Origin of the sequence: Neorhizobium huautlense (genome assembly GCF_030811685.1) — a bacterium.
Lineage (GTDB): Bacteria > Pseudomonadota > Alphaproteobacteria > Rhizobiales > Rhizobiaceae > Neorhizobium > Neorhizobium huautlense_A.
On sequence record NZ_JAUSRF010000015.1, the window covers coordinates 86379 to 111319 of the forward strand.

The following is a 24941-nucleotide window of genomic DNA, read 5'->3' on the forward strand; positions in this document are numbered from 1 at the left end:
CTCACTTGGCCCAAAAATTGCTTTTTAAATTGGTTTGGTCAAGCGCCGACATGCCGTCGGCGCCATTTTCATGACCTTTGTGTTCGTCAGAGACTGAACTTGTCGCCCAGATAGAGGCGGCGCACATCGGCATTGTTGACGATGTCATCGGCGCGGCCGTGGGTCAGAACCTCGCCCGCATGGATGATATAGGCGCGATCGATAAGGCCAAGCGTTTCACGCACGTTATGGTCGGTAATCAGAACGCCGATGCCGCGTGCCGTCAAGTGGCGCACGAGATTCTGGATGTCCGATACCGAAATTGGATCGACGCCGGCAAACGGTTCGTCGAGCAGCATGAAGGCCGGATCGGTGGCCAGGGCGCGGGCAATTTCCAGACGGCGGCGTTCGCCGCCCGACAGCGCCACGGCCGGCGATTTGCGCAGCCGTTCGATGTGGAACTCTTCCAGAAGTTCATCAAGCTTGCGGGCGCGCAGCTTCTTGTCCTTCTGGTGCACTTCCAGAACGCCGAGGATGTTTTCCTCGACCGTCAGTCCACGAAAGATCGAGGCTTCCTGCGGCAGGTAACCGACGCCGAGACGGGCACGCCGATACATCGGCATGCGCGTCACGTCATTGCCGTTGATGGCGATCATGCCGAGATCGACGCCCACCAGGCCGGTGATCATGTAGAAACAGGTGGTCTTGCCCGCGCCGTTCGGCCCGAGCAGGCCGACAGCCTCGCCGCGACGCACGACCAGCGACACGCCGTTGACGACGCGCCGCGAGTCATAGGTCTTGGTCAGGCCATGCGCGATGAGCGTGCCTTCGTAACGCGCCTTGTCGCGCGGATCGAAAGGTTCTGGCTGGCCCGGTTTCGGCTGTTTGGAGAAAAAATTCTTCACTGGGCGCGGTTACTGCTGTGGCTTCGATTTGGGGTCAAGCAGGATCTGCACGCGGGTTCCGCTGCAGGGTGTCAGCTTGGCTTCCCCGGTCTTCATCAGCACGGTCAGCTTGCAGCCGCGAAAAACGTTCGGTCCATCGGACAGCACGACCTGCTTGCCGGTCAGAACGAAGGTCTGCGAAGCCATGACGAACTCGCCCTGATCGGCCGTGGCGTTCTGCTGACCGGAGGTCAGGTGCACCGTGTCGTTCAGGAAAATCTTGTCGATCTGTGTGTTGCCTGAAGTCACCGACGAACCTTCGCCGAGATAAACCACCGTCATCTTGCCGGCGCGCATCGTTGTCGCGCCCTGCACGACACGGACATTGCCGGTGAAATAGGCCTTCTTTTCCGTATCCTGAATTTCCAGCTGGTCGCTTTCGATCTGGATCGGCTTGTCGTTGGAAAGCGCCATGCCTTCCATGCGGGTCGAGGATTGCGCAAGCGCGGAACCCGCCATCAAACAGGCAGCCAGGGCAGCCGGGACGGTCATCGGGGTCAGGAAACGGCGAAGGGTCATGGCCGGGCTCTATTTGTCTTGTTTGTTGAGCGAGGCGGCTTCGAGATCGACCCGGACCCCGCCTGTGAAGGTGATGGTTTTTCCCTTATCCGTTATCTTCAGCGAGTCTGCAACAATAGACGCCTCGGGCGTCGATATTCTTATAGTGTCAGGCGTATCGAGCGTTCCAGCCTTGACGTCGAGATTGGCGGACTGGAATTTTGCCGTCAGCCCGTTGCTCAGGTTGACGTCGAAAGGGGCGGTCAGGCGCATCCTGTCAGTGGCGCGGTCGAAAATGCCGCCGCTGGCCACAACGCGCGCAATCACGTCCTTGCTCATCGGCATGGCCGCCTTGACGTTTTCGAGCGAAATCATGTTGGGATCGGCGATATCCTGCAGCGCGCGGGTCGCCGTCATCGAATAGCTGATGCCGTCATCGTTGCGTCCGGCGATCGCCGGGCTTTCCATCACGATCTTGCCGTTCTCGATCTTGGCGCTCTGGATCGTCAGGTTCTCCGGCACGAAGGTGCGGATGAAGGAAACGCCGATAAAGATGAGCGATATGATCAGTGCGGCGACCGGAAGCAGGACCTTCAGTTTTTTCACGCGCGCGGAATGTGACAGCGCCAGCCTGTAGGCTCTGGCCTGCCGCAATGCAGCATCGTTCACGGGTCCGGATTGGGTCAGGGTCTGCAGCGGGTCTCTCCAGGCAGTCGGTTATGCGTCCGCATCTTGTGTTGAATGGTCGCGGCGCTTCAAGCAGCCGGCGTCCTGAACCCTGAATATGGCGATTAATCATCAACAAACAATAATGAGCGACACAAATACGTGTACTCGCAATTGTGTGATCTGCCAAGCACCTGTGGTTGTCTTGTTTTTCATAGGTTGCAGAATGGGTGTCCCTTGATTTTTGGCGGACCGGTTCCTTTTTTGCCTGAAGCGCTCTAGAACCCGATGAGAGTGACGAGGAACGAGACCATCATGGATCAAATGGCCTATGCCGACCGCAGGCGCCTGCGCCGCAAGCTGACCTTCTGGCGCATTGCCGCCTTCGTTCTGGTCGTTGCCATCGGCTTTTCTCTTTATCAGTTCGCGGCCGGAGATCGGCGGGATACGGTGCGCCCGCATGTGGCGCGCGTCGTAATCTCGGGCATGATCACCGACAATAGCGAGCTTTTCGAACGGCTTGAGCGGATCGCCGATAATGATCAGGTCAAGGCGGTGATCGTCTCGATCTCCTCGCCGGGCGGCACGACCTATGGCGGCGAGCGCACCTTCAAGGCCATTCGCGCCATTGCGGAAAAGAAGCCCGTCGTTTCGGATATTCGCACGCTTGCCGCCTCCGCCGGTTACATGATCGCCTCTGCCGGCGACATGATCATTGCCGGCGAAAGCTCGATCACCGGCTCGATCGGCGTGATCTTCCAGTATCCGCAGTTCGACGAACTGATGAAAAAGCTCGGTGTCTCGCATGAGGAAATCAAGTCGGCGCCACTGAAGGCAGAGCCGTCGCCTTTCCATCCGGCCAGCGAAGAAGCCAAGGCGATGGTCCGTTCGATGATCATGGACAGCTATGACTGGTTCGTCGACCTTGTGGCAGAACGTCGCGGCCTGTCGCGCGAGGAGGCCCTGAAACTGGCCGATGGCTCGATCTATACCGGTCGGCAGGCGCTGAAGCTCAAGTTGATCGATAAGCTCGGTGGCGATAAGGAAATTCGCGACTGGCTCGAAACCAAGGGTGTTGCAAAAGACCTGCCCGTGCTGGAATGGAAGAAAAAGGATGAAGGTTCGTTCTTCTCGCTTCCGTTCATCGCCGGTCATGTCGCAAGGCTGATGGGCATCGAAATGGATGTTTCGCCCGGATCGCTGCAGCGATGGGGTGCCGAGAAGTTGTTCCTTGACGGTCTTGTTTCCGTTTGGCAGGTTGGTAGTGACAGATAATTCAATGATTTCTGGGGGAAGATCGTGATCAAGTCGGAACTGGTGCAGATCGTCGCGGCCCGCAACCCGCATCTTTATCACCGCGACGTGGAAAATATCGTCAACGCCGTTCTGGATGAGATCACCGATGCGCTTGCCGCCGGTAATCGTGTGGAATTGCGCGGTTTCGGTGCCTTCTCGGTGAAAAACCGCCCGTCGCGTTCCGGACGCAACCCGCGCACCGGCGAAACCGTGTTCGTCGAGGAAAAGTGGGTGCCCTTCTTCAAGACTGGCAAGGAACTGCGCGAGCGGCTGAACCCCGATCTTGCCGATGAAGAAGATGCCGACTGAGCCGGTCGCGGCGCATCGCTTCGCTTGAAAAGCGGATTTTAGAACCTAGGTCATGAAGGCGGCCGGTATCCGGCCGCCGGTTGAGTTTGCCGTTCGAGCAATGCAGGAATGATGAGAGGGCCCATGACAAAGGTCAGGAAAATAACCAATCTCGTGATTTTTGTACCGCTCGGCATTCTGCTGATCGTGCTCTGCGTCGCCAACCGCCAGAGCGTCACGCTTGCTCTCAATCCGTTTCAGCCGCAGGACAGCGTGCTTTCGGTCTCCGCGCCGCTCTTTGTTCTGCTCTTCCTGTCGGTCATCTTCGGCATGGGTGTCGGTTCGATGGTGACCTGGTGGAACCAGGGCCGCTATCGCAAGCAGGCCCGCACCGAAGCCCGCGAAGCCATGAAATGGCAGCAGAACGGCAAGCCGCCGATCTCGCCTGTCGAGGCAAAACAGTTGCGGATCAAGTGAGCGCTCCGCCGAAATCGGCTAGCCGCCTTCAGGCGTTGCTGATCTTGCCGCTCACCGCATCATTGAAATCCGAAAAGAACCGTGCAGCCAGCCGTTGTGTCGCTGCGCCGATCAGTTTTGCGCCAAGCTGCGCCAGCCGTCCGCCGAGTTCTGCCGCTGCCACGTAACGCAATATAGTCTCGTCGCCATCCTCGATCAGTTCCACGTCGGCTGCGCCCTGCGCAAAACCCAGAATGCCGCCCTTACCGGCTGCCGAAAGCCGGTAACTTGCGGGGGCGTTCACGTTGGACAGCGTGATCGTGCCGGAAAAATTGCTGGCGATCGGCCCAAGTTTGATACGGATGACGGCGGCGAGTTCACGGTCCGTTTGCCATTCCAGGCTTTTGCAATGGGGAATGCAGCGCTGCAAAATGGCCGCATCATTGAGCCCGGCCCACACTCTGTCACGTGGCGCTTTGATGCGTTCCTCGCCGGTCACGTCCATGGGCTTTCTCCTTTTTTCTGCGGTCGCGCCGCTTATCCTGTCTTTTGTCACCTATCTGCGAAAGGGAAAGCCCTTTGCCAAGGGGCGCGGCAATGCTATTTGCACGCCAGATAAAGGAAGGCCCGACCGGATCGGCCTGATCGTGCTCGGGAAATTGACCATGAAGAACAAGGAACGGCGACCGGGATCGCGCCCTGCCGGCAAACCGGCAGGAAAGCCGGCCGGCAAGGTTGGCGGAAAACCTGCTGCTGCCCGCAGCGAGCGTCACGCATCCCCGAAAGCCAGCGCAAAGCCGCAAAAGTCCGCGCGCCCGTCGGAGCCGCGCAGCGAAGCAAAGCCGCGTCCGCAGCGCACTGAGCATGCGCAATTCGGCAATCTGCGCGAGGCCGAAGCCCGCCAGGCCGCCACCGCCGAACAGCGCCCGATGATCGAGCGCAGCGGCGAGCGTCCGCCTGAGCGCATTCCCGTCATTCTCGAATCGACCGGTGCCGGCGATTTTCATCTCATCGATACCGGCAACGGGCTGAAGCTAGAGCAATATGGTCCCTACCGCATCGTGCGTCCGGAAGCGCAGGCACTGTGGAAACCGGCTCTGCCCGACCATGTCTGGGATAATGCCGATGCCGTTTTCACCGGCGATACCGACGAGGACGGCATGGGGCGTTGGCGGTTCCCCAAGCAGGCGCTCGGCGAAACCTGGCCGCTGTCGCTGCTTGGCATCGATTTCCTCGGCCGTTTTACATCCTTCCGTCATGTCGGCGTGTTCCCGGAACAGATCGTCCATTGGGCCTGGGTCAAGGAACAACAGGAAAAGGCCGATCGCCCGCTGAAGGTGCTGAACCTATTCGGTTATACCGGTGTCGCTTCGCTTGTGGCCGCCGGTGCCGGAGCCGAAGTCACCCATGTCGATGCTTCGAAAAAGGCAATCGGCTGGGCGCGCGAAAACCAGGCGCTCGCCGGTCTCGAACGCGCGCCGATCCGCTGGATCTGCGAGGATGCCATGAAGTTCATCCAGCGCGAGGAACGCCGCGGCAGCAAATACGACATCATCCTCACCGATCCCCCGAAATTCGGACGCGGGCCGAATGGCGAGGTGTGGCACCTGTTCGAGCATCTGCCGAACATGCTGGATATCTGCCGCGAGCTTCTGTCGCCGAAGGCCGTCGGCCTTGTGCTGACCGCCTATTCCATCCGCGCCAGTTTTTATTCCATCCATGAACTGATGCGCGAAACCATGCGTGGCGCCGGTGGCGTCGTCGAATCCGGCGAACTCGTCATCCGTGAAGCCGGTATCGACGGCAAGGATCACGGCCGCGCGCTCTCCACCTCCCTCTTTTCCCGCTGGGTGCCGAAATGACCGAAGACTATCGTAGAGAAGGCCCGCGCCGCGTTGGTCAGGTGAAGGAAGTCACCAGCCTCGCCAATCCGATCGTCAAGGACATCAAGGCGCTGTCCGACAAGAAGACCCGTGAGGAAACCGGCACGTTCATGGCCGAAGGCCTGAAACTGGTCATCGATGCGCTGGAACTCGGCTGGAAGATCCGCACACTGGTTTATGCCAAGGCCGCCAAGGGCAAGCCGCTGGTCGAACAGGTGGCGGCAAAGACCGTCGCCAATGGCGGCCTCGTGCTGGAAGTCAGCGAAAAGGTTCTCTCGTCGATCACCCGTCGCGACAATCCGCAGATGGTCGTTGGCATTTTCGAAAGCCGCTGGACCCGCCTGTCTGATATCCGCCCGGAAAATGGCCAGACCTTTGTGGCACTCGACCGCGTGCGTGATCCCGGCAATCTCGGCACGATCATCCGCACGGCCGATGCCGCCGGTGCCTCCGGTGTCATTCTGGTCGGCGAATGCACAGATCCGTTTTCGCTGGAAACCGTGCGCGCCACCATGGGCTCGATCTTTGCGACGCCCCTGATCCGTGCCTCGGTCGATGAATTTTTGTCCTGGCAAAAACATGCCGGCACCGAACTGGTGGCGACGCATCTCGCTGGCGCCGTCGATTACCGCACGGTCGATTATTCGAAAAAGCCGGTCGTCATCCTGATGGGCAACGAACAGTCGGGCCTGCCGGAAAATCTTGCGAAATCGGCGACGCGTCTGGTGCGTATTCCGCAGCAGGGTCTGGCAGACAGTCTCAATCTTGCGGTGGCAACGGCGGTCATGCTGTTCGAAGCCCGCCGCCATCTTCTGAAAATCTGAAAAGGACCGGCATGACGACCGAAACTGCCCCGCTTCGACCGACGCTTCTTTCGCGGCCGCTGCCGATCGCGATCTTTATCGTCATTGCCCTAATCCTCGACCAGATCATAAAAATCGCGGTCGATCATTATCTGCCGCTGGAACAGGCAGTCGGTGTCATGCCCATGCTGGCGCTTTATCGCACCTATAATACCGGCGTTGCCTTCTCCATGCTCGATCACATGGATGGCTGGTTCATCGTGACGATGCGCCTTGCCATCTGCGCCTTCGTCATCTGGCTGTGGCACCGCACGCCGGCAGACCGCACTTTTGCGCATGCCGGTTTTGCCTTCATCATCGCCGGCGCGCTCGGCAATCTGTTCGATCGCTTCCTCTATGGGCACGTGATCGATTACATCCTGTTCTACACATCCACCTGGTCTTTCGCCGTCTTCAATCTCGCCGACAGCTTTATTACCATCGGTGCCGGCTGCGTCATTCTGGACGAAATTCTGGGCTCCATGCGCAAGAAACCAGAAGAGCCAAAAATCTAAACCGTTAACCTTCGCCCGAAAGCATTCGGAAGGAAGCGCGTGTTAGGTTTGAAACATGCGCAAGATAGCCGACATGCAAAATCGACTGATCGCTGCCTTCGGTGCCCCGGTACCGTCTGGGGAAGAGCGCTTGCGCAATGATGCCGCAGCTCCCATCGCCTTTCCCAAGCAGGCCGGTCCGGAAACATCGCCCAGCCCCGCCTGGCTGAACTTCTTTTCCCGTCTCGGCAGCCACCGCGAAACACCGGTCGCGCCTGTCGTCACATCGGTCGATCCTTCCAGTCTGGCCGATGCCCTTGGCGAGGTCGCGGTCACGCGCGCGGTCGATGGTCGCATTACCGGCGCCAATGGCATTTTCCGCAGCCTGACCCGTTGTGACGCGCCGGAAGGCCGCACGCTCGAAGGTCTCGGTTTCCGTGCGCGTGCCCAGTCCACCCAGACGATCGATCTGGCAGAACCGACCCTGACCGGTCGCGATCTCGAAATCACCGGTCCGTGCGGCCTTCGCATTTTCTGGTGGCGCGACGTTCCCGTCCGCGACGCCGATGACAAGATCGTCCTGCATGGCTTTGCCCGTGATGTCACCGAGGATCGGTTGGCGCGTGAGGAGCAGGAAGCCGCCCGTCTCAAGGCCGAAGCGCTCAATCTCACCAAATCCCGCCAGCTTGCCACGGTCGTTCATGAACTTCGCACGCCTCTCAACGGCATTCTCGGCATGGGACAGCTTCTCGGCCGCACCCATCTTTCGCCGGAGCAGCAGAATTATATCGGCGGCATTCGTCAGGCAGGGCAGGCACTCGCCCAGTTGGTGGATGACCTTCTCGATTATTCCACTATGGAAGCCGGCCGCTTCAAGCTCAACACGCGCGCCGAAAACCTGCGCCAGCTGATCGAAAGCGTCGTGGAAATGCTGGCCCCGCGCGCGCATGAAAAGCAGGTGGAAATTGGCGCGACCGTGATGTCCGATCTGCCGGACCTGCACGATTTCGATCCGGCCCGCCTGCGCCAGGTTCTGTTCAACGTTATCGGTAATGCGGTCAAGTTCACGCAGACCGGCGGCGTTCTCATCCGCGCCTGGCCGGAAACGGAAAATGTCGTCATCACCGTGACCGATACCGGCCCCGGCATGACGGTTGAAGAACAGGCCCGCATTTTTGGCGAATTCGAACAGGCAGGCACGGCCGAGGCACGCAGCGGCGGTACCGGTCTCGGCATGGCGATTTCGCACCGCATCGTGCAGGAATTCGGCGGTTCGCTATCCGTCGAAAGCGAGATGGGTGTCGGCTCCACCTTCACCATCCGCTTGCCGCTGGCACCGACCGAAAGCGCTGCCTCATTCGTCGAGGGCACCCGTGCTTTGCCGTCCGGCCGCGCCGAGGCCCTGCGTCCGTCTCGTGTGCTGCTGCTTGCGCCGGAAGGTCCGTCTTCGTCGGCCATCATCGGCCTGATCGAAACCCTGGGCGGCACCTGCATGCAGGTCGGCAGCAATGCCGAGGCCGAAAAACGGATCGAGGAAGCCGGCAAGGAAGATCGCCGCTTTACCGATCTCATCGTCGATCATCGTCTTGCGGGCGGCCCGGCCGGCACGCTCGTTCATGACGGTCTGCGCCGCATCCTGCTTGTCAATCCGGAGGATCGCGGCAGCCAGCCGCAGGAGCTTTACGATGCCTGGCTCATCCGCCCGTTGCGCGAACGCACGCTGATCGATGTGCTGCGCGGGCGTCTCGGCGGGCGCGAACAGGCAGCGCCGGTATTGGTCGAAGCGCCCGAGGTTTCGAAGACCAGCACGCCTGCGCCGGCAGTTCCATCGGGTCTCTCCATCCTGCTGGCGGAAGACGACGCCGTCAGCGCCATGCTGTATTCGACCATCCTGAAGCGATCCGGCCACACCGTCACACGCGTTGCGGATTTCCCGGCGCTTCTGGCTGCGGCCTGCGGAGACACACCGCCCGATCTCGTCATTTCCGACATGCACATGCCGGGTGGTGAGATTGCCCAGGCGCTTGCCGCCATAACATCCGCCGCAAACACGCGTGGTGAAACGCTGCCCGTCATCATCCTGACAGGCGAGGGGCGCCTCAGCCAGCATGTTCAGGTGCTTTCGGCCGGCGCCGCGCAGGTCATGGAAAAGCCCGTCTCGCCCGACAGGCTTAATGAAGTGGTGCGTCAATTCGGAACGGCAGCCATGCGTCAGGCATCTTGACGCCGTCAGCCAATGTGACAAACACTGTCACGGCAATGTCGCATGGAAATGATTTATGACAGTCATCGAAGCGCTATTACGGGCGAGAAAACATGACTGTCGAACTGCTGACTCGGGGCGTCGCCATCGAAACTAACCAGCTTGTCCCGCAGACCCCTGCGGGCGCGGACGTATTCGGCCGGATAGGCACTCTCGAAACCCGCCTTGCTCGAACCTCCCGTGAGGTCGACGCTGCGCAGGCCGTGCGTTTTCGTGTCTTCGTGACTGAAATGGGCGCGCAGCTGCCGGCGGAAGCCATGCGCCGTGAACGCGATATCGACAGTTTCGACGATATCTGTGACCACCTTCTCGTCATCGATCACGCCATCGAAGGTGATATCGAGGACCAGATCGTCGGCACCTATCGCTTGCTGCGCCAGGACGTGGCGATGGCGCATGGCGGCTTCTATTCCGCTTCGGAATTCGATCTCGCACCACTGCTCGCCCGCCATCCGGGCAAGCAGTTCATGGAACTCGGCCGCTCCTGCGTACTGCCCGATTACCGCACAAAACGGACGGTCGAGCTTCTCTGGCAGGGCAACTGGGCCTATGCGCTGAAGCACGGCATGGACGCCATGTTCGGCTGCGCCTCTTTCCCGGGCATCGACCCGCAGGAACATGCGCTGGCACTCTCCTTCCTCCACCACAATTCGCAGGTGAAGGACGAATGGATGGTCTCGGCCCAGCCGGATCTCTACCGGAACATGAACATGGTCCCGGCCGAGGAAATCAACCCGCGCCAGGCGCTCTCGGCCATGCCGCCGCTCGTCAAGGGTTATCTGCGCCTCGGCGCGATGATCGGTGACGGCGCCGTCGTCGATCAGGCCTTCAACACCACGGATGTTCTGATCGTTCTGCCGATCGCCGTCATCTCCGGTCGTTACATCAACCACTTTGGCGCCGATGCCGGACGGTTCGCGAGCTAAAGCTTGAAACCGGGTAACCGCCACGATTTCCCAGATCATCCTAAAGAGTGTTGCGAGGAATAGTGCGGGCAGATGCTGCGCGCATTGCTTTTGCGGCCTCGGCGGCGATCCTTGACATGAAGCCTTTGCTGAAGCGACCGATCGGCGATTGTTTCTCGACTGCGAAAGATGCCGCGAGATCATCGGTGTTGAACTCATCAATAATGACCCAAGCAGGCATTCGCAGGTTGGCCGAGCGTGCCTCGACTGGTGGGATTTCAATCGCCCACCGCTCCGAGCCTGGCGGTTGACTGGTAATGGGAAACAGCAGGGATTTGTTGCGACCGTCTGAGCCGGTCACGATCAGCATGACGCAGGTTGGCCGGGCTTTGCGGCCGCTTTCTTCGCCGCGATCATATTCGCGAGCCCAAAGGTAGGAATAGAGAATGACGTCGCCATGGGCGAAGCTGCTCATCCTATGAGTTGCCTCTCTCGGCCACGTTTTCCAGTGCCGTGATCAGCTCTTCACGTTCTCGCGGTTCGATATCGTCGATGTGTTGGGCTTTCTGACTGCTACCTTGCCGCATGCGGTCAAATTGCTCGGCTGTCATCAGCACGAATTTGCGCTTGCCCTGTGTCGTAATCTCCACCGGCCCGTCAGAGGTCGCTTCGGCCACTTCGTTTGATCTGTGACCCAGTTCGGCGAGAGTGAAGCTTGCCATGATAAGCAATCTCCTGATCAGTCCGGGTGAGCCGTGTCGTGCGGATTTTTGTACAAAAAGAGATCGTCGATCTCCTCCACGCCCAGTACCTTCAGTGAAGGTTTTCCCTCCTGCTGAACCACAAACGGCTTCCCCTTCGCGGCATCTTCCAAAAGCCGCGCCAGATCTTCCCGAGCTTCCTGCATGCTGACGGTCTTCATGGGCGACATTCCGCGAGTGGACCTTGTTCATTCAAGGTAATCCACTCGCGGTTGCCATTCAAGCAGTGCGCTTACATGCCGGCATTATAGGCCGCGATCGCCGCCATGTTGACGATATCGCTGTCCTTGGCGCCCATCGGAGCTATTTGCACCGATTTGTCGAGACCGACCAGAAGCGGGCCGATGACCGTAGAGCCGCCGAGTTCCTGCAGCATGCGGGTGGAAATCGCCGCCGAATGGATCGCCGGCATGACGAGAACATTGGCCGTGCCGGAAAGACGGCAGAATGGGTATTGCTGCTGCATGCGCTCGAGATTGAGCGCCACATCGGCCCCCATTTCACCGTCATATTCGAAATCGACCCGCTGACCGTCGAGAATCTTGACGGCTTCGCGCACCCGCACGGATCGTTCACCGATCGGCTGGCCGAAGGTGGAATAGGCCAGCATCGCCACGCGCGGCTCATGGCCCATGCGCTTGGCGACGCGGGCGGCTTCGATTGCGATCTCGGCCAGATCCTCGGCCGTCGGCATGTCATGCACGGCGGTATCGGCGACGAACACTGTTCGCCCGCGTGCCAAAACCATCGAGACGCCGATCACCTTGTGGCCCGGCTTGGCATCGATGCAGCGGCGCACATCCTGCAATGCTGAGGCGTAGTTGCGGGTCGTACCCGTCACCATCGCATCCGCATCACCCAGCGCCACCATGCAGGCGGCAAAGTGGTTGCGGTCGTTATGAATCAGGCGCTGCACGTCGCGCAGCAAATAGCCTTCCCGCTGCAGGCGTTCGTAGAGATAGTCGATATAGGCATCCACGCGGTTCGAAATACGCGCATTGACGATTTCGATGCCGGGACGATCGAGTTCGATACCGGCTTTTTCCGCCGTTGCCCGAATGACGTCATCGCGACCGAGCAGGATCGCGGTGCCAAGCCCCTGCGCCATATAGGATACGGCGGCGCGCATGACCTGTTCTTCTTCTGCTTCGGCGAACACGACGCGCTTCGGATACTGCCGTACGCGTTCAAAAATGTCCTGCGTATTGGCGGCGATCGGGTCGATACGGGCCGAAAGCTGGCGGCCATAGGCGGCGAGATCGGTAATGTCGCGACGCGCTACGCCGCTGTCCATGGCGGCCTTGGCGACGGCGACCGGAATGGCCGAGATAAGACGCGGATCGAATGGCACGGGGATGATATATTGCGCACCAAAGCGCGGACGAATGCCCTGGTAGGCGGCGGCCACGTCGTCCGGCACATCCTCGCGGGCAAGCTCGGCCAGCGCCTGCGCTGCGGCAATCTTCATCGCGTCGTTGATCTGAACGGCGCGCACATCCAGCGCCCCGCGAAAGATGTAGGGGAAACCGAGCACGTTGTTGACCTGGTTCGGATAGTCCGAACGGCCGGTCGCCATGATCGCGTCATCGCGGATCAGCGCCACTTCTTCCGGGGTGATTTCCGGATCCGGGTTGGCCATGGCAAAGATGATCGGCTGGTCCGCCATCGAGCGGATCATCTCTTCGGTGAACGCACCCTTCTGTGAAAGGCCGAACACCACGTCGGCACCCTTCATGGCTTCTTCCAGTGAACGGCGGTCGGTCTTCGCCGCGTGCGCGCTCTTCCACTGGTTCATGCCCTCGGTGCGACCCTGATAGATCACGCCCTTGGTGTCGCAGAGAATGATGTTTTCCGGGTTGAAACCCATCGCCTTGATCAGTTCGATACAGGCAATCGCCGCAGCGCCGGCACCATTACAGACCAGCTTGGTTGTCTTCAGGTCGCGACCGGTCAGTTCCAGCGCGTTGATGAGGCCGGCGGCGGCGATGATCGCGGTGCCATGCTGGTCATCGTGGAAAACCGGGATATCCATCAGTTCGCGCAATCGGCTTTCGATGATGAAACATTCCGGGGCCTTGATGTCTTCAAGGTTGATGCCGCCGAAAGAGGGGCCGAGGTAACGCACGCAGTTGATGAATTCGTCGACATTTTCCGTATCGACTTCAAGGTCGATACTGTCCACATCGGCAAAACGCTTGAACAGAACCGACTTGCCTTCCATGACAGGCTTCGATGCCAGCGCGCCGAGATTACCGAGGCCCAGAATGGCGGTGCCGTTGGAAATCACGGCCACCATGTTGCCGCGCGTGGTGTAGTCATAGGCAGTGGCGGGGTCTTCGGCGATCGCCTTCACCGGCACGGCAACGCCCGGAGAATAGGCCAGAGACAGGTCGCGCTGCGTCGCCATCGGCTTGGTGGGGGTGATTTCCAGCTTGCCGGGGCGGCCGTTGGCGTGAAAGTCGAGCGCTTCACGATCGGTAACCGATGCGCGGCCCTTGGGCGTCTTGTCTGCTGCCATGGTGTCTCCGTTTCCCTGTTTTTCTGTCAGTATCATGTGGGCAGAAGGCCGGATTGCCGCCGCCATTGTTGTGTTTCCGGGTGCATCATCGATAAGGTCGCCTTTTCCCGGAAGCAACACAAAACGGACCATCGATTTGCAACGCCTGCCGACCGACACGCTCGATACCGCCCGCCTGATCACCGAGGAAAGCCGCGCTTCGGCAACCCCGATGATGGAACAATTCATCGAGATCAAGGCAAACAATCCCGGCTCGCTGCTGTTTTATCGCATGGGCGATTTCTACGAACTGTTCTTCGATGATGCGGTGGAAGCCTCGCGTGCGCTTGGCATCACGCTCACCAAGCGCGGTCAGCATATGGGGTATGATATTCCCATGTGCGGCGTGCCGGTCCATGCCGCCGACGACTACCTGCAGAAGCTGATCTCGCTGGGGTATCGCGTTGCCGTCTGCGAACAGATCGAAGATCCGGCTGAGGCCAAGAAGCGCGGCTCGAAATCGGTGGTGAAACGCGATGTCGTGCGCCTCGTCACGCCCGGCACGCTGACGGAAGAAAAGCTGCTTGTCGCCTCCGAATCCAACTATCTGATGACGCTTGCCCGCATCCGCGGCACCGGCGAACAGCAGATGGCGCTTGCCTGGATCGATATTTCCACCGGCGTTTTTCGTGTTGCCGAAACGGAGCATACGCGCCTTCTGGCCGATATCCTGCGTATCGAGCCGCGTGAGCTGATCCTTGCCGATGCGCTGTTTCACGATCCCGAGCTGAAGCCGGTGTTTGACGTACTCGGCCGTGTTGCCGTGCCGCAGCCCGCAGTGCTGTTCGATAGCGCCATGGCCGAAAGCCGTATCACCCGTTATTTTGGCGTGGAAACGCTCGACGGCTTCGGCACGTTTTCTCGTGCCGAATTGGCAGCAGCTGCCGCAGCAGTTGCTTACGTGGAAAAGACCCAGATTGCCGAACGCCCGCCGCTTGGCCGGCCGGAGCGCGAAAGCGGCAATTCCACCCTGTTCATCGATCCCGCTACACGCGGCAATCTCGAACTCACCAAAACGCTTTCCGGCAGCCGCGATGGCTCGCTTCTGAAAGCCATCGACCGCACCGTCACAGGCGGCGGCGGCCGACTTCTCGCCGAACGGTTGATGTCGCCGCTGACGGCCCCGGACGTCATCAACCACCGCCTCGATTCCATCTCCTTCCTGATCGAGGAACCGTCGCTCTGCGGCAATTTGCGCACAGGCCTCAAGCATGTGCCCGACATGCCGCGCGCGCTTTCGCGCCTGGCGCTTGATCGTGGCGGTCCGCGTGATCTCGGCGCCATCCTGATCGGCCTGCAGGCTGCCCGCACCGTCGGCCAGAGCCTGTCGCAGGTCATGCTGCCGCCGGAACTGGAAGAGGCGATGGCAGCGCTCGCCGCCCTGCCGGATGATGTCGAAAACCTGCTGTCCGGCCTGCTGGCACAGGAACTGCCACTGTTGAAACGCGATGGCGGTTTTGTCGCCGATGGCGCTTATGCCGAGCTCGACGAAGTCAGAGCGCTTCGCGACCAGTCGCGAAAAGTGATCGCCGGGTTGCAGCTGGAATATGCGGAAGAGACCGGCATCAAATCGCTAAAAATCAAGCACAACAATGTGCTCGGTTATTTCATTGAGGTCACCGCCGGTAATGCCGGACCTATGACCGATACGCCGGAAGCAAAAGCCCGCTTCATCCATCGCCAGACCATGGCCAATGCCATGCGGTTCACCACCACGGAACTGGCCGATCTCGAAACCCGCATTGCGAACGCCGCCGGTCAGGCGCTGGTCATCGAGCTCGAAGCCTTTACCCACATGACCAATGCGGTGACACAACAGGCCGAGGCCATCAAGGCCGGTGCCCGCGCGCTCGGCATCATCGATGTCGCCGCCGGCCTTGCCATGCTCGCCGAAGAATGGGGTTATCGCCGCCCGATCGTCGATGACAGCCGCATGTTCGCCATCGAAGGTGGCCGCCACCCGGTGGTCGAACAGGCTTTGCGCCGCCAGTCTGCCGGTGCTTTCATCGCCAACGAATGTGATCTTTCGCCACGCGATGGCGGCGAGTTCGGCGCTCTCTGGCTGCTCACCGGTCCCAACATGGGCGGTAAGTCGACATTCCTGCGCCAGAATGCCCTGATTGCCATCCTCGCCCAGATGGGTTCCTTCGTGCCGGCGGCATCCGCCCATATCGGTGTGGTCGACCGTCTTTTCTCGCGCGTCGGTGCATCCGACGATCTGGCGCGCGGGCGTTCCACCTTCATGGTGGAAATGGTCGAAACCGCCGCCATCCTCAATCAGGCAACCGATCGCTCGCTGGTCATTCTCGATGAAATCGGTCGCGGCACCGCCACGTTCGACGGCCTGTCGATCGCATGGGCCGCCGTCGAACACCTGCACGAGGCCAACCGCTGCCGCGGCCTGTTCGCCACCCATTTTCACGAACTCACCGTTCTGTCGGAAAAGCTCAATCGCCTTTCCAACGCCACCATGAAAGTGAAGGAATGGGATGGCGAAGTCATCTTCTTGCACGAAGTCGGCCCCGGCGCCGCAGACCGGTCTTACGGCATTCAGGTCGCCCGTCTGGCCGGCCTGCCGGATGCGGTGGTGGAGCGTGCCCGCGACGTGTTGACCAAGCTGGAAGACAGTGACCGCAAGAACCCGGCCAGCCAGCTGATCGACGACCTGCCGCTTTTCCAGATTGCCGTGCGCAAGGAAGAAACGCGTCGTGGTCCCTCCAAGGTCGAGGAAGCCCTGAAGGCTCTCAACCCGGACGACATGACCCCGCGCGAGGCAATGGACGCGCTTTATGCGTTGCGCAAGCAGCTGGCGGAGAAGTGACGCGCCCAAGGGCGCATTGGCAGAGAATGCCATTCTGGTATGATGGACCTCGCAACCGCACCCGCGAGGTCCAGCCATGCCCACCCGCAATGTCGTCCTGACCGATCACGATGCAGACGTCATCGACCGGTTGGTGAAATCCGGCCGTTACCAGAATGCCGGCGAAGTACTGGGCGAGGGGCTGCGGCTGGTGGAACGGCGTGAGGTGGCAGAAGCCGCCAAGCTGGAAGCTTTGCAAACAGCCGCGCGACTGGGCTTTGCTGATCTGGAAGAGGGTCGCTTTACCGATATTGCCGACGACGAGCTGGAAGATGCGATTGACGCTCTCGGCCGCGAAGCTGAAGCGAGGGTCAGCAAGGACCGCCCATGACAAAGCGCGGCACGTATCGCCTGTCTGTCTGGGCGCGGGCCGATATCATCGACATTTTGGCGGAAACAGAAGATCGTTTCGGACGTGCCGCGCGTGAACGCTACCAGAAACTTCTGGTGACGGCCCTGCGGGAACTGGCAGATGATCCCGAGCGCATCGGGTGCCATTTGCGTCCCGAACTCGGCGATGGTGTGTCGAGTGATCACCTGCGCCACAGCCGGAAACGCGCCCGTCATGAAACCGGTATCGTGAAACATCCCCGGCATCTGCTGCTCTACCGTGTTCTCAATCCCGAATTAATCGGTATCGGTCGCATTCTGCATGATGCCATGGAACTGCAACGGCATTTGCCGCCCGATTACGGAGCGGATTGATCGCTCCGCTTACCCCTCATCCCCAAAGCTGAACCGTCCGAAATCGAACGCTCCGCCATGTGCCATCGGCTTCTGCTCCACGGTTTCCGTGGCGGCACCCGGTTCGGTTTCCAGAGACCGTTTTACCAGAACCGGCGGCTTCATGGCCACGGTCTGGCCGGGTGAAAGCAGCGCCCAATGGGTGAGCGAACGGATGGCGACGGGTTCGGTCGAGGCCGTGCCTGTGGCAGGAGCGGCATCCTTCAGCACGCGAATTTTTGCGAGATCCTGGCGGATGGCCGGGTCGCCGAACGGCTTGGAGACGGGTGCGGGTAATGTCGGGCGCTGCGCCGGGATCGGGCCGATCGAGGCAACCACGATATTGTCCGGCGGCAAATCCGTGGTCTCGACGGTTTTCGGTCGCGGCGAGGGCACCGGAATGGCGGCCATCAGCAGTTCCACCTGCTTTTCCTCACGCTTTTGCGCAATCTCGGTCTTTTCCTTCGGGCTGCCGCCAAACTTGCTTTGCATGTCGAGCGCCGCCTGTGCGCGGCTTGTCGGTGTCGGCAGCATGGCGGTCACAAGGCCACTGTCGTCGGCGGCACGGGTACGGCCACGGGCAATGACAGGTGCTGCAACATCGTCGTCATCCTCGGCGGTGGCGGCAATTTCGATCGAACGCGGGCCGATGCGTCGTTTGTAATCGGCAAGCGCCTGCTGGTAGCCCGGCAGTGGTCGTCCATTGGTCGGCAGGTGCAGCGTGCGGCCGTTCGGAAACAGTTTTGCAAGCTCCGTCTGCGACATGCGCGGCCAGGCGCGCACGCTACCGACATCCAGATGCACGAAAGGCGAACCGGAGGTCGGGTAATACCCGACGCCGCCCACCTGCATCTGCATGGCGGTGGCGCGCAGTGTCGAGATCTTTACGCCCGGAATGAAGAAGTCCATGGCCTTGCCCAGCGTGTGCTGGCTCTTCTTGGCAACGCCGGTATTGCGCGAACGGCCGCGCAGCATGTTGTTCGTCCGCGGCGAACGATAGGCCGAAACCACATGGATATAATCCTTAGCGCCGACCCGGTCATACACTTCCCAGACGAGATCCAGCAGACGCGGGTCCATCTTGGTCGGTTCGTTGCGGCGCCAGTCGCGCAGGATGTGGTTGATCTGGGCAAGGCCCTTCGGGTCAAAACGGCCATTGCGCTTGAACACGATATTGGCACGTTCGCCCGTGTGGGTGAAATACAGTTTCAGGGACCGGGTCTCAGCCGCTGCAAAACCTGTGGTGCCGATCAGAAAGGGCAGGGCCAGAAGGCCGGCGGTAAGCCCCTTCGCCGGGCGCGTCGCAGAACGGCACATTCGGGTTGCGACATCTCGGCAAAAGGAAGTTACGACCGAAACGCCGTGCAGGAACTCGAACGCCACCATGACAACTGCAAACCCAGATTACGCGGGACATCTGACACTCCTCTGGAGCGCCGCGGATCAGCAATTATGGTCAATAAAACCCTAACAAGAGGTTAGCCGGTCATCCCGCTGTCATATGGGCGAAATCCGAGTCTGTTTCGTTTGTGCTGGCCAACGTGAAAAGGCGTGATTATTGTGCGTTGCAACAGAGCTCTGCCGATCCTCTTCGCCAACGGAGATTTCGACCGTCGCATGCGAACCACTGCCTTAACTGCATCAACGCTTCAACCCTATGCCCGTCATCGTGCCGGAATGGAAATCATGCCATTCAGCAAAACGTCAGCAAACCATAGAATCGTCACATTGCCGGTCCGAAAGACGGGCGCTTGAGAATGGTGATCTGCCGGACTTGAGTCTGCAGAAATCCGCCTATTTCTTATCCGCGAAAGCCAAAACCTCGGAGTTGCCATGAGCGTGAGTTGGACCGATGCCGCCATCCTTGGACTTGTTCAGGGATTGACCGAATTTCTGCCGGTCTCCTCCAGCGCGCACCTGCGTATTCTCGGCGAATTCCTGCCATCGGGCACCGATCCAGGTGCGGCCTTCACCGCCATCACCCAGCTTGGCACCGAGGCTGCGGTACTGGTCTATTTCTGGAAGGATATCATGGCGATCGCCACCGCCTGGCTGCGGCAGGTTTTTCGCCTTGGTGATTACGACAGGGATGCCGCCCGCATGGGCTGGCTGATCATCATCGGTTCATTGCCGATCATCGTGCTCGGCCTTCTCTTCAAGGACTATATCGAACACGGCCTGCGCAACCTCTATATCACCGCGATCATGCTGATCGTGTTCGGCCTCATCCTCGGCTGGGCGGATCGCATCGGCAAGAAAAAATACGCGCTCAAACAGCTGATCTGGCGCGATGGCATTATCTTTGGTTTCGCGCAGGCGATGGCGCTCATTCCCGGCGTCTCGCGCTCCGGCGGCACCATCACCGCCGGCCTCCTGATGGGCTACACGCGTGAAGCCGCTGCCCGTTATTCCTTCCTTCTCGCCGTGCCCGCCGTGTTCGGCTCCGGTTTTTACCAGCTCTTCAAGACGATGGGCGAAGAAACCGCCGTCGCCGCCGGCCCGACGGCGCTTGCGACGCTGATCGCCTTCGTGGTCGGTTACGCGGTCATCGTCTGGTTCCTGAAACTGGTTTCCACCAGGAGCTATATGCCCTTCGTGTGGTATCGCCTGGTTATCGGCGTGGCACTGCTGGGCCTGCTGGTTTCCGGCGTGGTCAGCCCGATTTGATGAGGTTTGGGGGCCGGATGATGCTGGCCCCGTTTTTGCTGTATGGCGCACGGCAAAGCGTGTCGGGCTGGCCAGCAGTTGGGACGGGCGCAATTGCCGACTTGGTACCTGCGGTTGGTGTTCTTATCAGAGGCCATGATTTCTATCTGCCATTGGCCTGCGTGATTGATGCGGGCAGCCCGAATGGCAAGGCGTCGCGTGAATGGACGGGTCTGACATCATGATTTTTGCGGAAGGTCTGGTCGAAGCTTATTCGTAAATCTTTGCAGCTGCGAGCAGAGTGGCTGCATGCTGCCAGACATTCGTGGAGCAGGGTTTTTGCCAATCCACCACCCAAGATAGCATCGCTTCCAGAAAACTTTCCAGTTCCCGATTTTCCCAACTCGCTGCAGTTTTTGGGTCACGCAAGTCTGCTCTCAAATAGCTGAGAAATTCGATGAATGTGTCTTGGTCACAAACGTTTTTGGGTTCCATGAAAGTAGCATGGCGAACAGAGTGGGCACACGCAATATCAAACCGCCACTTCGGCTGCTGCACCACGCTACCACCAATGCTATAACCCGCCCCAATTGACCAAATTCCGCCGTCATCCACCGGGGCGCTTATCTTGCTGACCATTCCCCTGCCGTTTTTTGCCGGCCTCGTTTTCGTGCTGACGCTGCACCTGAGCCTCAAGGGTGTCGAACTGCCGGGCACGCGAAAAATCTTCAATGCATTTCTGGCGCTTTATGCAGCGCAGGGTATCGGTATCGGCCTGCGCTTCGGATATGGCGTCGAAGGCCTCGTGCCGCTTCTGCCGGTCACGGCGTCTGCCATGCCGCCGCTCGCCTATCTCGCCTTTCGCAGCCTCACCGCCTCGGCCGTGACAAAACCGTGGCTGCATGCCCTGCCGCCGCTGGCTGTCGCTCTTTCCGTTGCCTTCGCCCGACAGTTTGTCGATCTGCTGCTGTTCCTCACTTTTGTCGGCTACAGCATCGCGCTCTGGCGCATCACCCGTGCGGGTGGCGATGAGGTCATGGCCGAGGCTGCCTTGCAGCGCATGCGGCCGGCGCTTCGGGCCGCAAGGCTGACCGCTGCCCTCATGCTGTTTTTTGCGCTCAGCGATGGCGCGCTTGCCGTCTATGCGGAGTTTTATGGCAATGCCGAAGTGCCACTTGCCGTTTCGGTCATGAACCTTGCCGCCATTGTCGCGGTGGTCGCCTATTATCTCTGGCCGCAGATGCCGGAGACGCAACCCAAACCGGTGGAGGAAAGTGCATCTGCCGCATTCCCACAGGACGAGGCCATCCTCGCCCGCGTCTCGGCCGCACTCGAAACACTGTTTGCTGATGAAAATCTCAGCCTCGCACGCCTTGCCCGCAAGGCCTGCCTGCCTGCGCGCGACGTCTCTGTCGCCATCAACCGGGCGACCGGGCTCAACGTCTCGCAATTCGTCAACAACCGCCGTGTGGCCGAAGCCTGCCGACTGCTGGATGAAACGGGAAAATCTGCAACCACGATCCTGTTCGAGGTCGGCTTTTCGACAAAATCCAATTTCAATCGCGAGTTTCGCCGCGTCACGGGCACAAATCCGCGCCAGTGGAAGGCACGCGACAGAAGCACATCTGCTCTGTCTGGTTATGGGGTTGATCTTGTTGCCGGAACGCAACAAGTTGGAAACATCCAGCAATCATAATCCTGTGCAAGAAGGTGCGTGAATAAGGTCGAAGCCCGGTCGATTGGACAAGTGGCGACCTGGCACCGGTAGGAAGACATGGCCAGACCCGATACCGATTTTGAAGAACTGCTCGACGTCGCAAAGCTGAAGGCCGATATCGAGGCGATTGCCACCGCCCATGCCGGCAAGCCGGCCGATATGCGCTCGGCGCTTCTGCCGCTTTTGCGCAGCGCCAACACGGAAGGCCGCAACAAGGCGCGCGAACTGCTGGGAGCCACCAAGGGCGGCGGCATTTTGTGTGCGGAACGGATTTCCTGGCTGCAGGACCAGTTGATTGTCGCCATTCATGATCTGGTCGATGCCCATGTCTATCCGCAGGCGGCCGGTGACACCGCGATCGCTGCTGTCGGTGGGTATGGCCGCGCCACGCTGGCGCCGGGCTCGGATATTGATCTTCTGTTTCTTTTGCCGTCCTCCAGCACCGATGCCATGCGCAAGTCGGTGGAATTTCTGCTGTATGTGCTGTGGGATCTCGGTTTCAAGGTCGGCCATGCCACCCGCACGGTGGAGGAATGTATCCGCCTGTCGCGCGAAGACATGACCATCCGTACCGCCATTTTGGAGACCCGCTTCATCTGCGGAAAGCAGTCCCTCGCGGAGGAGCTGGATCATCGTTTCGATCGCGAGATCGTACACAATTCCGGCCCGGATTTCATCGCTGCCAAACTGGCGGAACGCGACATGCGCCACCAGAAGGCCGGCGATACGCGTTATCTGGTCGAGCCGAATGTCAAGGAAGGCAAGGGTGGGCTTCGCGATATCCAGACGCTGTTCTGGATCGCAAAATATCATTATGGCGTGCGCGATGCGGCGGCTCTGGTCAAGCGCGGTGTGCTGTCGCGGGCCGAACTGCGCCTGTTCGAAAAGGCCGAGGACTTTTTGTGGGCGGTGCGCTGCCACATGCATTTCCTCACCGGCAAGGCCGAGGAACGTCTGTCCTTCGATATCCAGCGCGAGGTGGCGGCCGCCATTGGTTACAATGCACGTCCGGGCCTTTCGGCCGTCGAACGCTTCATGAAGCATTATTTCCTCGTCACCAAGGATGTCGGTGATCTCACCCGCATTCTTTGCGCGGCACTCGAGGAAGAACAGGCGAAGCCCGCTCCCGGTCTCACCGGCGTCATCACCCGCTTCCGTTATCGCACGCGAAAAATCCCCGGCAGCAGTGAGTTTGTGGAGGATCGCGGCCGCATCGCGCTTGCCGATCCCGATGTGTTTCGCCGTGATCCGGTCAGCCTCATCCGCTTTTTCCATGTCGCGGATCTCGCCGGTCTGGAATATCACCCGGATGCGCTGAAACAGGTCAATCGCGGCCTGCGGCTGATCGACAACGATCTGCGCGAAAACGAGGAGGCGAACCGTCTCTTCCTCTCCATCCTGACATCGCCGCGCACGCCGGCCATGACCCTGAAGCGCATGAACGAGGCCGGTGTTCTCGGCCGTTTCATTCCCGAATTCGGCAAGATCGTTGCGCTCATGCAGTTCAGCATGTACCATCATTATACGGTGGATGAGCATCTGATCCGCGCCGTCGATGCGCTGTCGGATATCGACAAGGGCAAGTTCGGTGATGAACATCCGCTGATCAACAAACTGATGCCGACCATCGAGGATCGTACCGCGCTTTATGTGGCCGTGCTGCTGCACGATATCGCCAAGGGCCGACAGGAAGACCATTCGATCGCCGGCGCCCGGGTGGCGCGAAAACTCTGCCCGCGTTTTGGGCTCAACCCGAAACAGACGGAACTCGTCGTCTGGCTGATCGACCAGCATCTGTTGATGTCGATGACCGCCCAGACCCGCGATCTCAACGACCGCAAGACGATCACCGATTTTGCCGAGCGCGTGCAGTCGATGGAGCGGCTGAAGGCGCTCCTGATCCTCACCGTCTGCGATATCCGCGCCGTCGGTCCCGGCGTTTGGAACGGCTGGAAGGGCCAGCTGCTGCGCACGCTCTATTACGAGACGGAACTGCTGCTGTCTGGCGGTTTTTCCGAAAGCTCGCGCAAGGAGCGCGCCAAGGCTGCGGAAGAAGCCCTTGTCACGGCGCTCGAAAACGGCTGGACCGCAAAGGACCGCAAACTTTACGGCCGCATGCATTACCAGCCTTACCTGCTCTCGGTACCGCTGGACGACCAGATCCGCCATGCGGAATTCATCCGCGATACCGACAAGGCCGGCAAGGCGCTTGCCACCATGGTGCGCACCGATAGTTTTCGCGCCATCACCGAAATCACGGTTCTGGCGCCCGACCATCCGCGCCTCCTGTCGATCATCGCCGGCGCCTGCGCGGCCGCCGGTTCCAACATCGCCGATGCGCAGATCTTTACCACCAATGACGGTCGTGCGCTGGATACGATCCTCGTCAGCCGCGAATTCACCGATGATGCCGACGAACTACGCCGCGCCGGCACGATCGGCCGCATGATCGAGGATGTGCTTTCCGGCAAGAAGCGCCTGCCCGAAGTCATCGCCTCTCGTGCGAAAGCCAAGAAGCGCAACAAGACCTTTTCCGTCCACCCTTCGGTCACGATCTCGAACGCGCTGTCCAACAAGTTCACCGTCATCGAGGTGGAATGCCTCGACCGCGTCGGCCTGCTGGCGGAAATCACGGCCGTACTTTCGGATCTGTCGCTGGATATCAAATCGGCCCACATCACCACATTCGGCGAAAAGGTCATCGATACGTTTTACGTCACCGACATCGTCGGCATGAAGATTACCAACGAAAACCGTCAGGCAAGCATTACCGCGCGCCTGAAACCGGTGATGAACGATCAGGACGACGAGTTGCGCTCACGGATGCCATCGGGGATTATCGCACCGGAACCGGCACCTTCGGAAGGGTCTACGCCGGATCTGGGGCCGCGGAATGCGCCGAGGTTGAAGGTGTGAGGGGACAATGAGGTTAAGAGGTCGCCGGCTTCTGAGCAATGGAGGCTCCATCAACCCGTGCAATCTTTCCCAATCTCGTCACATAAAGCAGGACTGCGAGCGCCACAGACACCATGAGCCATATTCCAAAAGCGCCTACCGCGTTTCGCCTCGGTTCGTCAACAAGATGATGATCCTGCATCGCTCATCTGGTTCGCTGAAGCCTGCCACGCAGGGGCATCCGCCTGGCAGCAAACTCTCGCCCCAT

24 protein-coding genes are annotated in these 24941 nt (G+C 60.1%); 14 read left to right on the forward strand and 10 right to left on the reverse strand.

Translation table 11 applies throughout. The annotated features are described in order from the left end of the window. Positions 1 to 86: 86 nt before the first annotated feature. The 3 genes from lptB to J2T09_RS20490 all read right to left on the reverse strand — a co-directional run bounded on the left by lptB (position 87) and on the right by J2T09_RS20490 (position 2117). Entirely contained in the window at positions 87 to 884 is a 798-nt protein-coding gene (gene lptB / locus J2T09_RS20480; protein ID WP_373458537.1) for an LPS export ABC transporter ATP-binding protein, read from the reverse strand. A gap of 9 nt (positions 885 to 893) precedes the next feature. Beyond that, complete coding sequence (locus J2T09_RS20485; protein ID WP_373458541.1) at positions 894 to 1382, reverse strand: LptA/OstA family protein; 489 nt, start codon at positions 1380 to 1382, stop codon at positions 894 to 896. A gap of 69 nt (positions 1383 to 1451) precedes the next feature. Next, the gene (locus tag J2T09_RS20490) at positions 1452 to 2117 is read right to left on the reverse strand and encodes an LPS export ABC transporter periplasmic protein LptC (RefSeq protein WP_373458542.1); all 666 of its coding nucleotides are present in this window, start codon (positions 2115 to 2117) and stop codon (positions 1452 to 1454) included. A gap of 285 nt (positions 2118 to 2402) precedes the next feature. On the opposite strand from J2T09_RS20490, the gene sppA reads away from it, so the two are divergent. From sppA to J2T09_RS20505, 3 genes are all read left to right on the forward strand, one after another. Then, positions 2403 to 3362 (forward strand): signal peptide peptidase SppA, encoded by a 960-nt coding sequence (gene sppA / locus J2T09_RS20495; protein WP_306837886.1) that lies wholly within the window; start codon positions 2403 to 2405, stop codon positions 3360 to 3362. 24 nt (positions 3363 to 3386) lie between these two features. Continuing rightward, a complete protein-coding gene (locus J2T09_RS20500) occupies positions 3387 to 3692 on the forward strand; it encodes an integration host factor subunit beta (protein ID WP_306837888.1) in 306 nt (101 codons plus the stop codon). Positions 3693 to 3815: 123 nt separating this feature from the next. Continuing rightward, a complete protein-coding gene (locus J2T09_RS20505) occupies positions 3816 to 4148 on the forward strand; it encodes a LapA family protein (RefSeq protein ID WP_306837890.1) in 333 nt (110 codons plus the stop codon). Between the two features lie 28 nt (positions 4149 to 4176). Here J2T09_RS20505 and J2T09_RS20510 read toward each other — a convergent pair whose 3' ends face one another. Continuing rightward, positions 4177 to 4632 carry a CoxG family protein gene (locus J2T09_RS20510; RefSeq protein WP_306837891.1) on the reverse strand — a complete coding sequence of 152 codons (456 nt, stop codon included), beginning with the start codon at positions 4630 to 4632 and terminating at the stop codon, positions 4177 to 4179. Between the two features lie 160 nt (positions 4633 to 4792). On the opposite strand from J2T09_RS20510, the gene J2T09_RS20515 reads away from it, so the two are divergent. From J2T09_RS20515 to J2T09_RS20535, 5 genes are all read left to right on the forward strand, one after another. Beyond that, complete coding sequence (locus J2T09_RS20515) at positions 4793 to 5989, forward strand: class I SAM-dependent rRNA methyltransferase (RefSeq protein ID WP_306837893.1); 1197 nt, start codon at positions 4793 to 4795, stop codon at positions 5987 to 5989. Next, entirely contained in the window at positions 5986 to 6834 is an 849-nt protein-coding gene (locus J2T09_RS20520; protein WP_306837896.1) for a TrmH family RNA methyltransferase, read from the forward strand. Before J2T09_RS20515 ends, J2T09_RS20520 begins: the two co-directional genes overlap by 4 nt. A gap of 11 nt (positions 6835 to 6845) precedes the next feature. Next, positions 6846 to 7367, forward strand: a complete 522-nt coding sequence (lspA, locus tag J2T09_RS20525; RefSeq protein WP_306837898.1) for a signal peptidase II — start codon at positions 6846 to 6848, stop codon at positions 7365 to 7367. 55 nt (positions 7368 to 7422) lie between these two features. Continuing rightward, positions 7423 to 9570 (forward strand): hybrid sensor histidine kinase/response regulator, encoded by a 2148-nt coding sequence (locus J2T09_RS20530; RefSeq protein WP_306837900.1) that lies wholly within the window; start codon positions 7423 to 7425, stop codon positions 9568 to 9570. A gap of 92 nt (positions 9571 to 9662) precedes the next feature. Beyond that, positions 9663 to 10535 carry a GNAT family N-acetyltransferase gene (locus J2T09_RS20535; RefSeq protein WP_306837902.1) on the forward strand — a complete coding sequence of 291 codons (873 nt, stop codon included), beginning with the start codon at positions 9663 to 9665 and terminating at the stop codon, positions 10533 to 10535. A gap of 40 nt (positions 10536 to 10575) precedes the next feature. Here J2T09_RS20535 and J2T09_RS20540 read toward each other — a convergent pair whose 3' ends face one another. The 4 genes from J2T09_RS20540 to J2T09_RS20555 all read right to left on the reverse strand — a co-directional run bounded on the left by J2T09_RS20540 (position 10576) and on the right by J2T09_RS20555 (position 13793). After that, positions 10576 to 10989, reverse strand: coding sequence for a hypothetical protein (locus tag J2T09_RS20540; protein WP_306837904.1), 414 nt, complete (start codon positions 10987 to 10989; stop codon positions 10576 to 10578). Position 10990: 1 nt separating this feature from the next. Continuing rightward, a complete protein-coding gene (locus J2T09_RS20545) occupies positions 10991 to 11236 on the reverse strand; it encodes a type II toxin-antitoxin system prevent-host-death family antitoxin (RefSeq protein WP_306837906.1) in 246 nt (81 codons plus the stop codon). Positions 11237 to 11253: 17 nt separating this feature from the next. Then, complete coding sequence (locus J2T09_RS20550; RefSeq protein ID WP_306837908.1) at positions 11254 to 11436, reverse strand: type II toxin-antitoxin system Phd/YefM family antitoxin; 183 nt, start codon at positions 11434 to 11436, stop codon at positions 11254 to 11256. Positions 11437 to 11507: 71 nt separating this feature from the next. Continuing rightward, positions 11508 to 13793: an NADP-dependent malic enzyme gene (locus tag J2T09_RS20555; protein WP_306837909.1), complete on the reverse strand. Its 2286-nt coding sequence runs from the start codon at positions 13791 to 13793 to the stop codon at positions 11508 to 11510. A 211-nt stretch (positions 13794 to 14004) separates the two neighbouring features. Between J2T09_RS20555 and mutS the strand changes: the two genes are divergently transcribed. The 3 genes from mutS to J2T09_RS20570 all read left to right on the forward strand — a co-directional run bounded on the left by mutS (position 14005) and on the right by J2T09_RS20570 (position 17397). Next, positions 14005 to 16653, forward strand: a complete 2649-nt coding sequence (gene mutS / locus J2T09_RS20560) for a DNA mismatch repair protein MutS (protein WP_306837946.1) — start codon at positions 14005 to 14007, stop codon at positions 16651 to 16653. A gap of 76 nt (positions 16654 to 16729) precedes the next feature. Next, complete coding sequence (locus J2T09_RS20565) at positions 16730 to 17023, forward strand: type II toxin-antitoxin system ParD family antitoxin (protein WP_306837912.1); 294 nt, start codon at positions 16730 to 16732, stop codon at positions 17021 to 17023. Then, complete coding sequence (locus J2T09_RS20570; protein ID WP_306837915.1) at positions 17020 to 17397, forward strand: type II toxin-antitoxin system RelE/ParE family toxin; 378 nt, start codon at positions 17020 to 17022, stop codon at positions 17395 to 17397. The genes J2T09_RS20565 and J2T09_RS20570 overlap by 4 nt, the downstream gene beginning before the upstream one ends. A gap of 9 nt (positions 17398 to 17406) precedes the next feature. Here the strand turns inward: J2T09_RS20570 and J2T09_RS20575 are convergent, their stop codons facing one another. Then, entirely contained in the window at positions 17407 to 18732 is a 1326-nt protein-coding gene (locus tag J2T09_RS20575; protein WP_306837917.1) for a DUF882 domain-containing protein, read from the reverse strand. A gap of 516 nt (positions 18733 to 19248) precedes the next feature. On the opposite strand from J2T09_RS20575, the gene J2T09_RS20580 reads away from it, so the two are divergent. Further along, positions 19249 to 20082, forward strand: a complete 834-nt coding sequence (locus J2T09_RS20580) for an undecaprenyl-diphosphate phosphatase (RefSeq protein ID WP_306837919.1) — start codon at positions 19249 to 19251, stop codon at positions 20080 to 20082. A 249-nt stretch (positions 20083 to 20331) separates the two neighbouring features. On the opposite strand, the gene J2T09_RS20585 is transcribed toward J2T09_RS20580, so the two are convergent. After that, positions 20332 to 20700, reverse strand: a complete 369-nt coding sequence (locus J2T09_RS20585) for a DUF7660 family protein (RefSeq protein ID WP_306837921.1) — start codon at positions 20698 to 20700, stop codon at positions 20332 to 20334. Between J2T09_RS20585 and J2T09_RS20590 the strand changes: the two genes are divergently transcribed. Beyond that, positions 20690 to 21757 carry a helix-turn-helix domain-containing protein gene (locus tag J2T09_RS20590; protein WP_306837923.1) on the forward strand — a complete coding sequence of 356 codons (1068 nt, stop codon included), beginning with the start codon at positions 20690 to 20692 and terminating at the stop codon, positions 21755 to 21757. The two genes, J2T09_RS20585 and J2T09_RS20590, sit on opposite strands and share 11 nt — an antisense overlap. Positions 21758 to 21835: 78 nt before the next feature. Beyond that, positions 21836 to 24694, forward strand: coding sequence for a [protein-PII] uridylyltransferase (locus J2T09_RS20595; protein WP_306837925.1), 2859 nt, complete (start codon positions 21836 to 21838; stop codon positions 24692 to 24694). The last annotated feature ends 247 nt before the right edge of the window (positions 24695 to 24941 follow it).

What these genes read in the sequence shown, in the direction of transcription:
- J2T09_RS20485 (WP_373458541.1), bottom strand. Translation starts at nt 1,382, where the DNA reads ATGGCGGGTTCCGCGCTTGCGCAATCCTCGACCCGCATGGAAGGCATG.
- sppA (WP_306837886.1), top strand. Translation starts at nt 2,403, where the DNA reads ATGGATCAAATGGCCTATGCCGACCGCAGGCGCCTGCGCCGCAAGCTG.
- J2T09_RS20505 (WP_306837890.1), top strand. Translation starts at nt 3,816, where the DNA reads ATGACAAAGGTCAGGAAAATAACCAATCTCGTGATTTTTGTACCGCTC.
- J2T09_RS20510 (WP_306837891.1), bottom strand. Translation starts at nt 4,632, where the DNA reads ATGGACGTGACCGGCGAGGAACGCATCAAAGCGCCACGTGACAGAGTG.
- J2T09_RS20515 (WP_306837893.1), top strand. Translation starts at nt 4,793, where the DNA reads ATGAAGAACAAGGAACGGCGACCGGGATCGCGCCCTGCCGGCAAACCG.
- J2T09_RS20520 (WP_306837896.1), top strand. Translation starts at nt 5,986, where the DNA reads ATGACCGAAGACTATCGTAGAGAAGGCCCGCGCCGCGTTGGTCAGGTG.
- lspA (WP_306837898.1), top strand. Translation starts at nt 6,846, where the DNA reads ATGACGACCGAAACTGCCCCGCTTCGACCGACGCTTCTTTCGCGGCCG.
- J2T09_RS20530 (WP_306837900.1), top strand. Translation starts at nt 7,423, where the DNA reads ATGCGCAAGATAGCCGACATGCAAAATCGACTGATCGCTGCCTTCGGT.
- J2T09_RS20535 (WP_306837902.1), top strand. Translation starts at nt 9,663, where the DNA reads ATGACTGTCGAACTGCTGACTCGGGGCGTCGCCATCGAAACTAACCAG.
- J2T09_RS20540 (WP_306837904.1), bottom strand. Translation starts at nt 10,989, where the DNA reads ATGAGCAGCTTCGCCCATGGCGACGTCATTCTCTATTCCTACCTTTGG.
- J2T09_RS20545 (WP_306837906.1), bottom strand. Translation starts at nt 11,236, where the DNA reads ATGGCAAGCTTCACTCTCGCCGAACTGGGTCACAGATCAAACGAAGTG.
- J2T09_RS20550 (WP_306837908.1), bottom strand. Translation starts at nt 11,436, where the DNA reads ATGAAGACCGTCAGCATGCAGGAAGCTCGGGAAGATCTGGCGCGGCTT.
- J2T09_RS20555 (WP_306837909.1), bottom strand. Translation starts at nt 13,793, where the DNA reads ATGGCAGCAGACAAGACGCCCAAGGGCCGCGCATCGGTTACCGATCGT.
- mutS (WP_306837946.1), top strand. Translation starts at nt 14,005, where the DNA reads ATGATGGAACAATTCATCGAGATCAAGGCAAACAATCCCGGCTCGCTG.
- J2T09_RS20565 (WP_306837912.1), top strand. Translation starts at nt 16,730, where the DNA reads ATGCCCACCCGCAATGTCGTCCTGACCGATCACGATGCAGACGTCATC.
- J2T09_RS20570 (WP_306837915.1), top strand. Translation starts at nt 17,020, where the DNA reads ATGACAAAGCGCGGCACGTATCGCCTGTCTGTCTGGGCGCGGGCCGAT.
- J2T09_RS20575 (WP_306837917.1), bottom strand. Translation starts at nt 18,732, where the DNA reads ATGTGCCGTTCTGCGACGCGCCCGGCGAAGGGGCTTACCGCCGGCCTT.
- J2T09_RS20580 (WP_306837919.1), top strand. Translation starts at nt 19,249, where the DNA reads ATGAGCGTGAGTTGGACCGATGCCGCCATCCTTGGACTTGTTCAGGGA.
- J2T09_RS20585 (WP_306837921.1), bottom strand. Translation starts at nt 20,700, where the DNA reads ATGGTCAGCAAGATAAGCGCCCCGGTGGATGACGGCGGAATTTGGTCA.
- J2T09_RS20595 (WP_306837925.1), top strand. Translation starts at nt 21,836, where the DNA reads ATGGCCAGACCCGATACCGATTTTGAAGAACTGCTCGACGTCGCAAAG.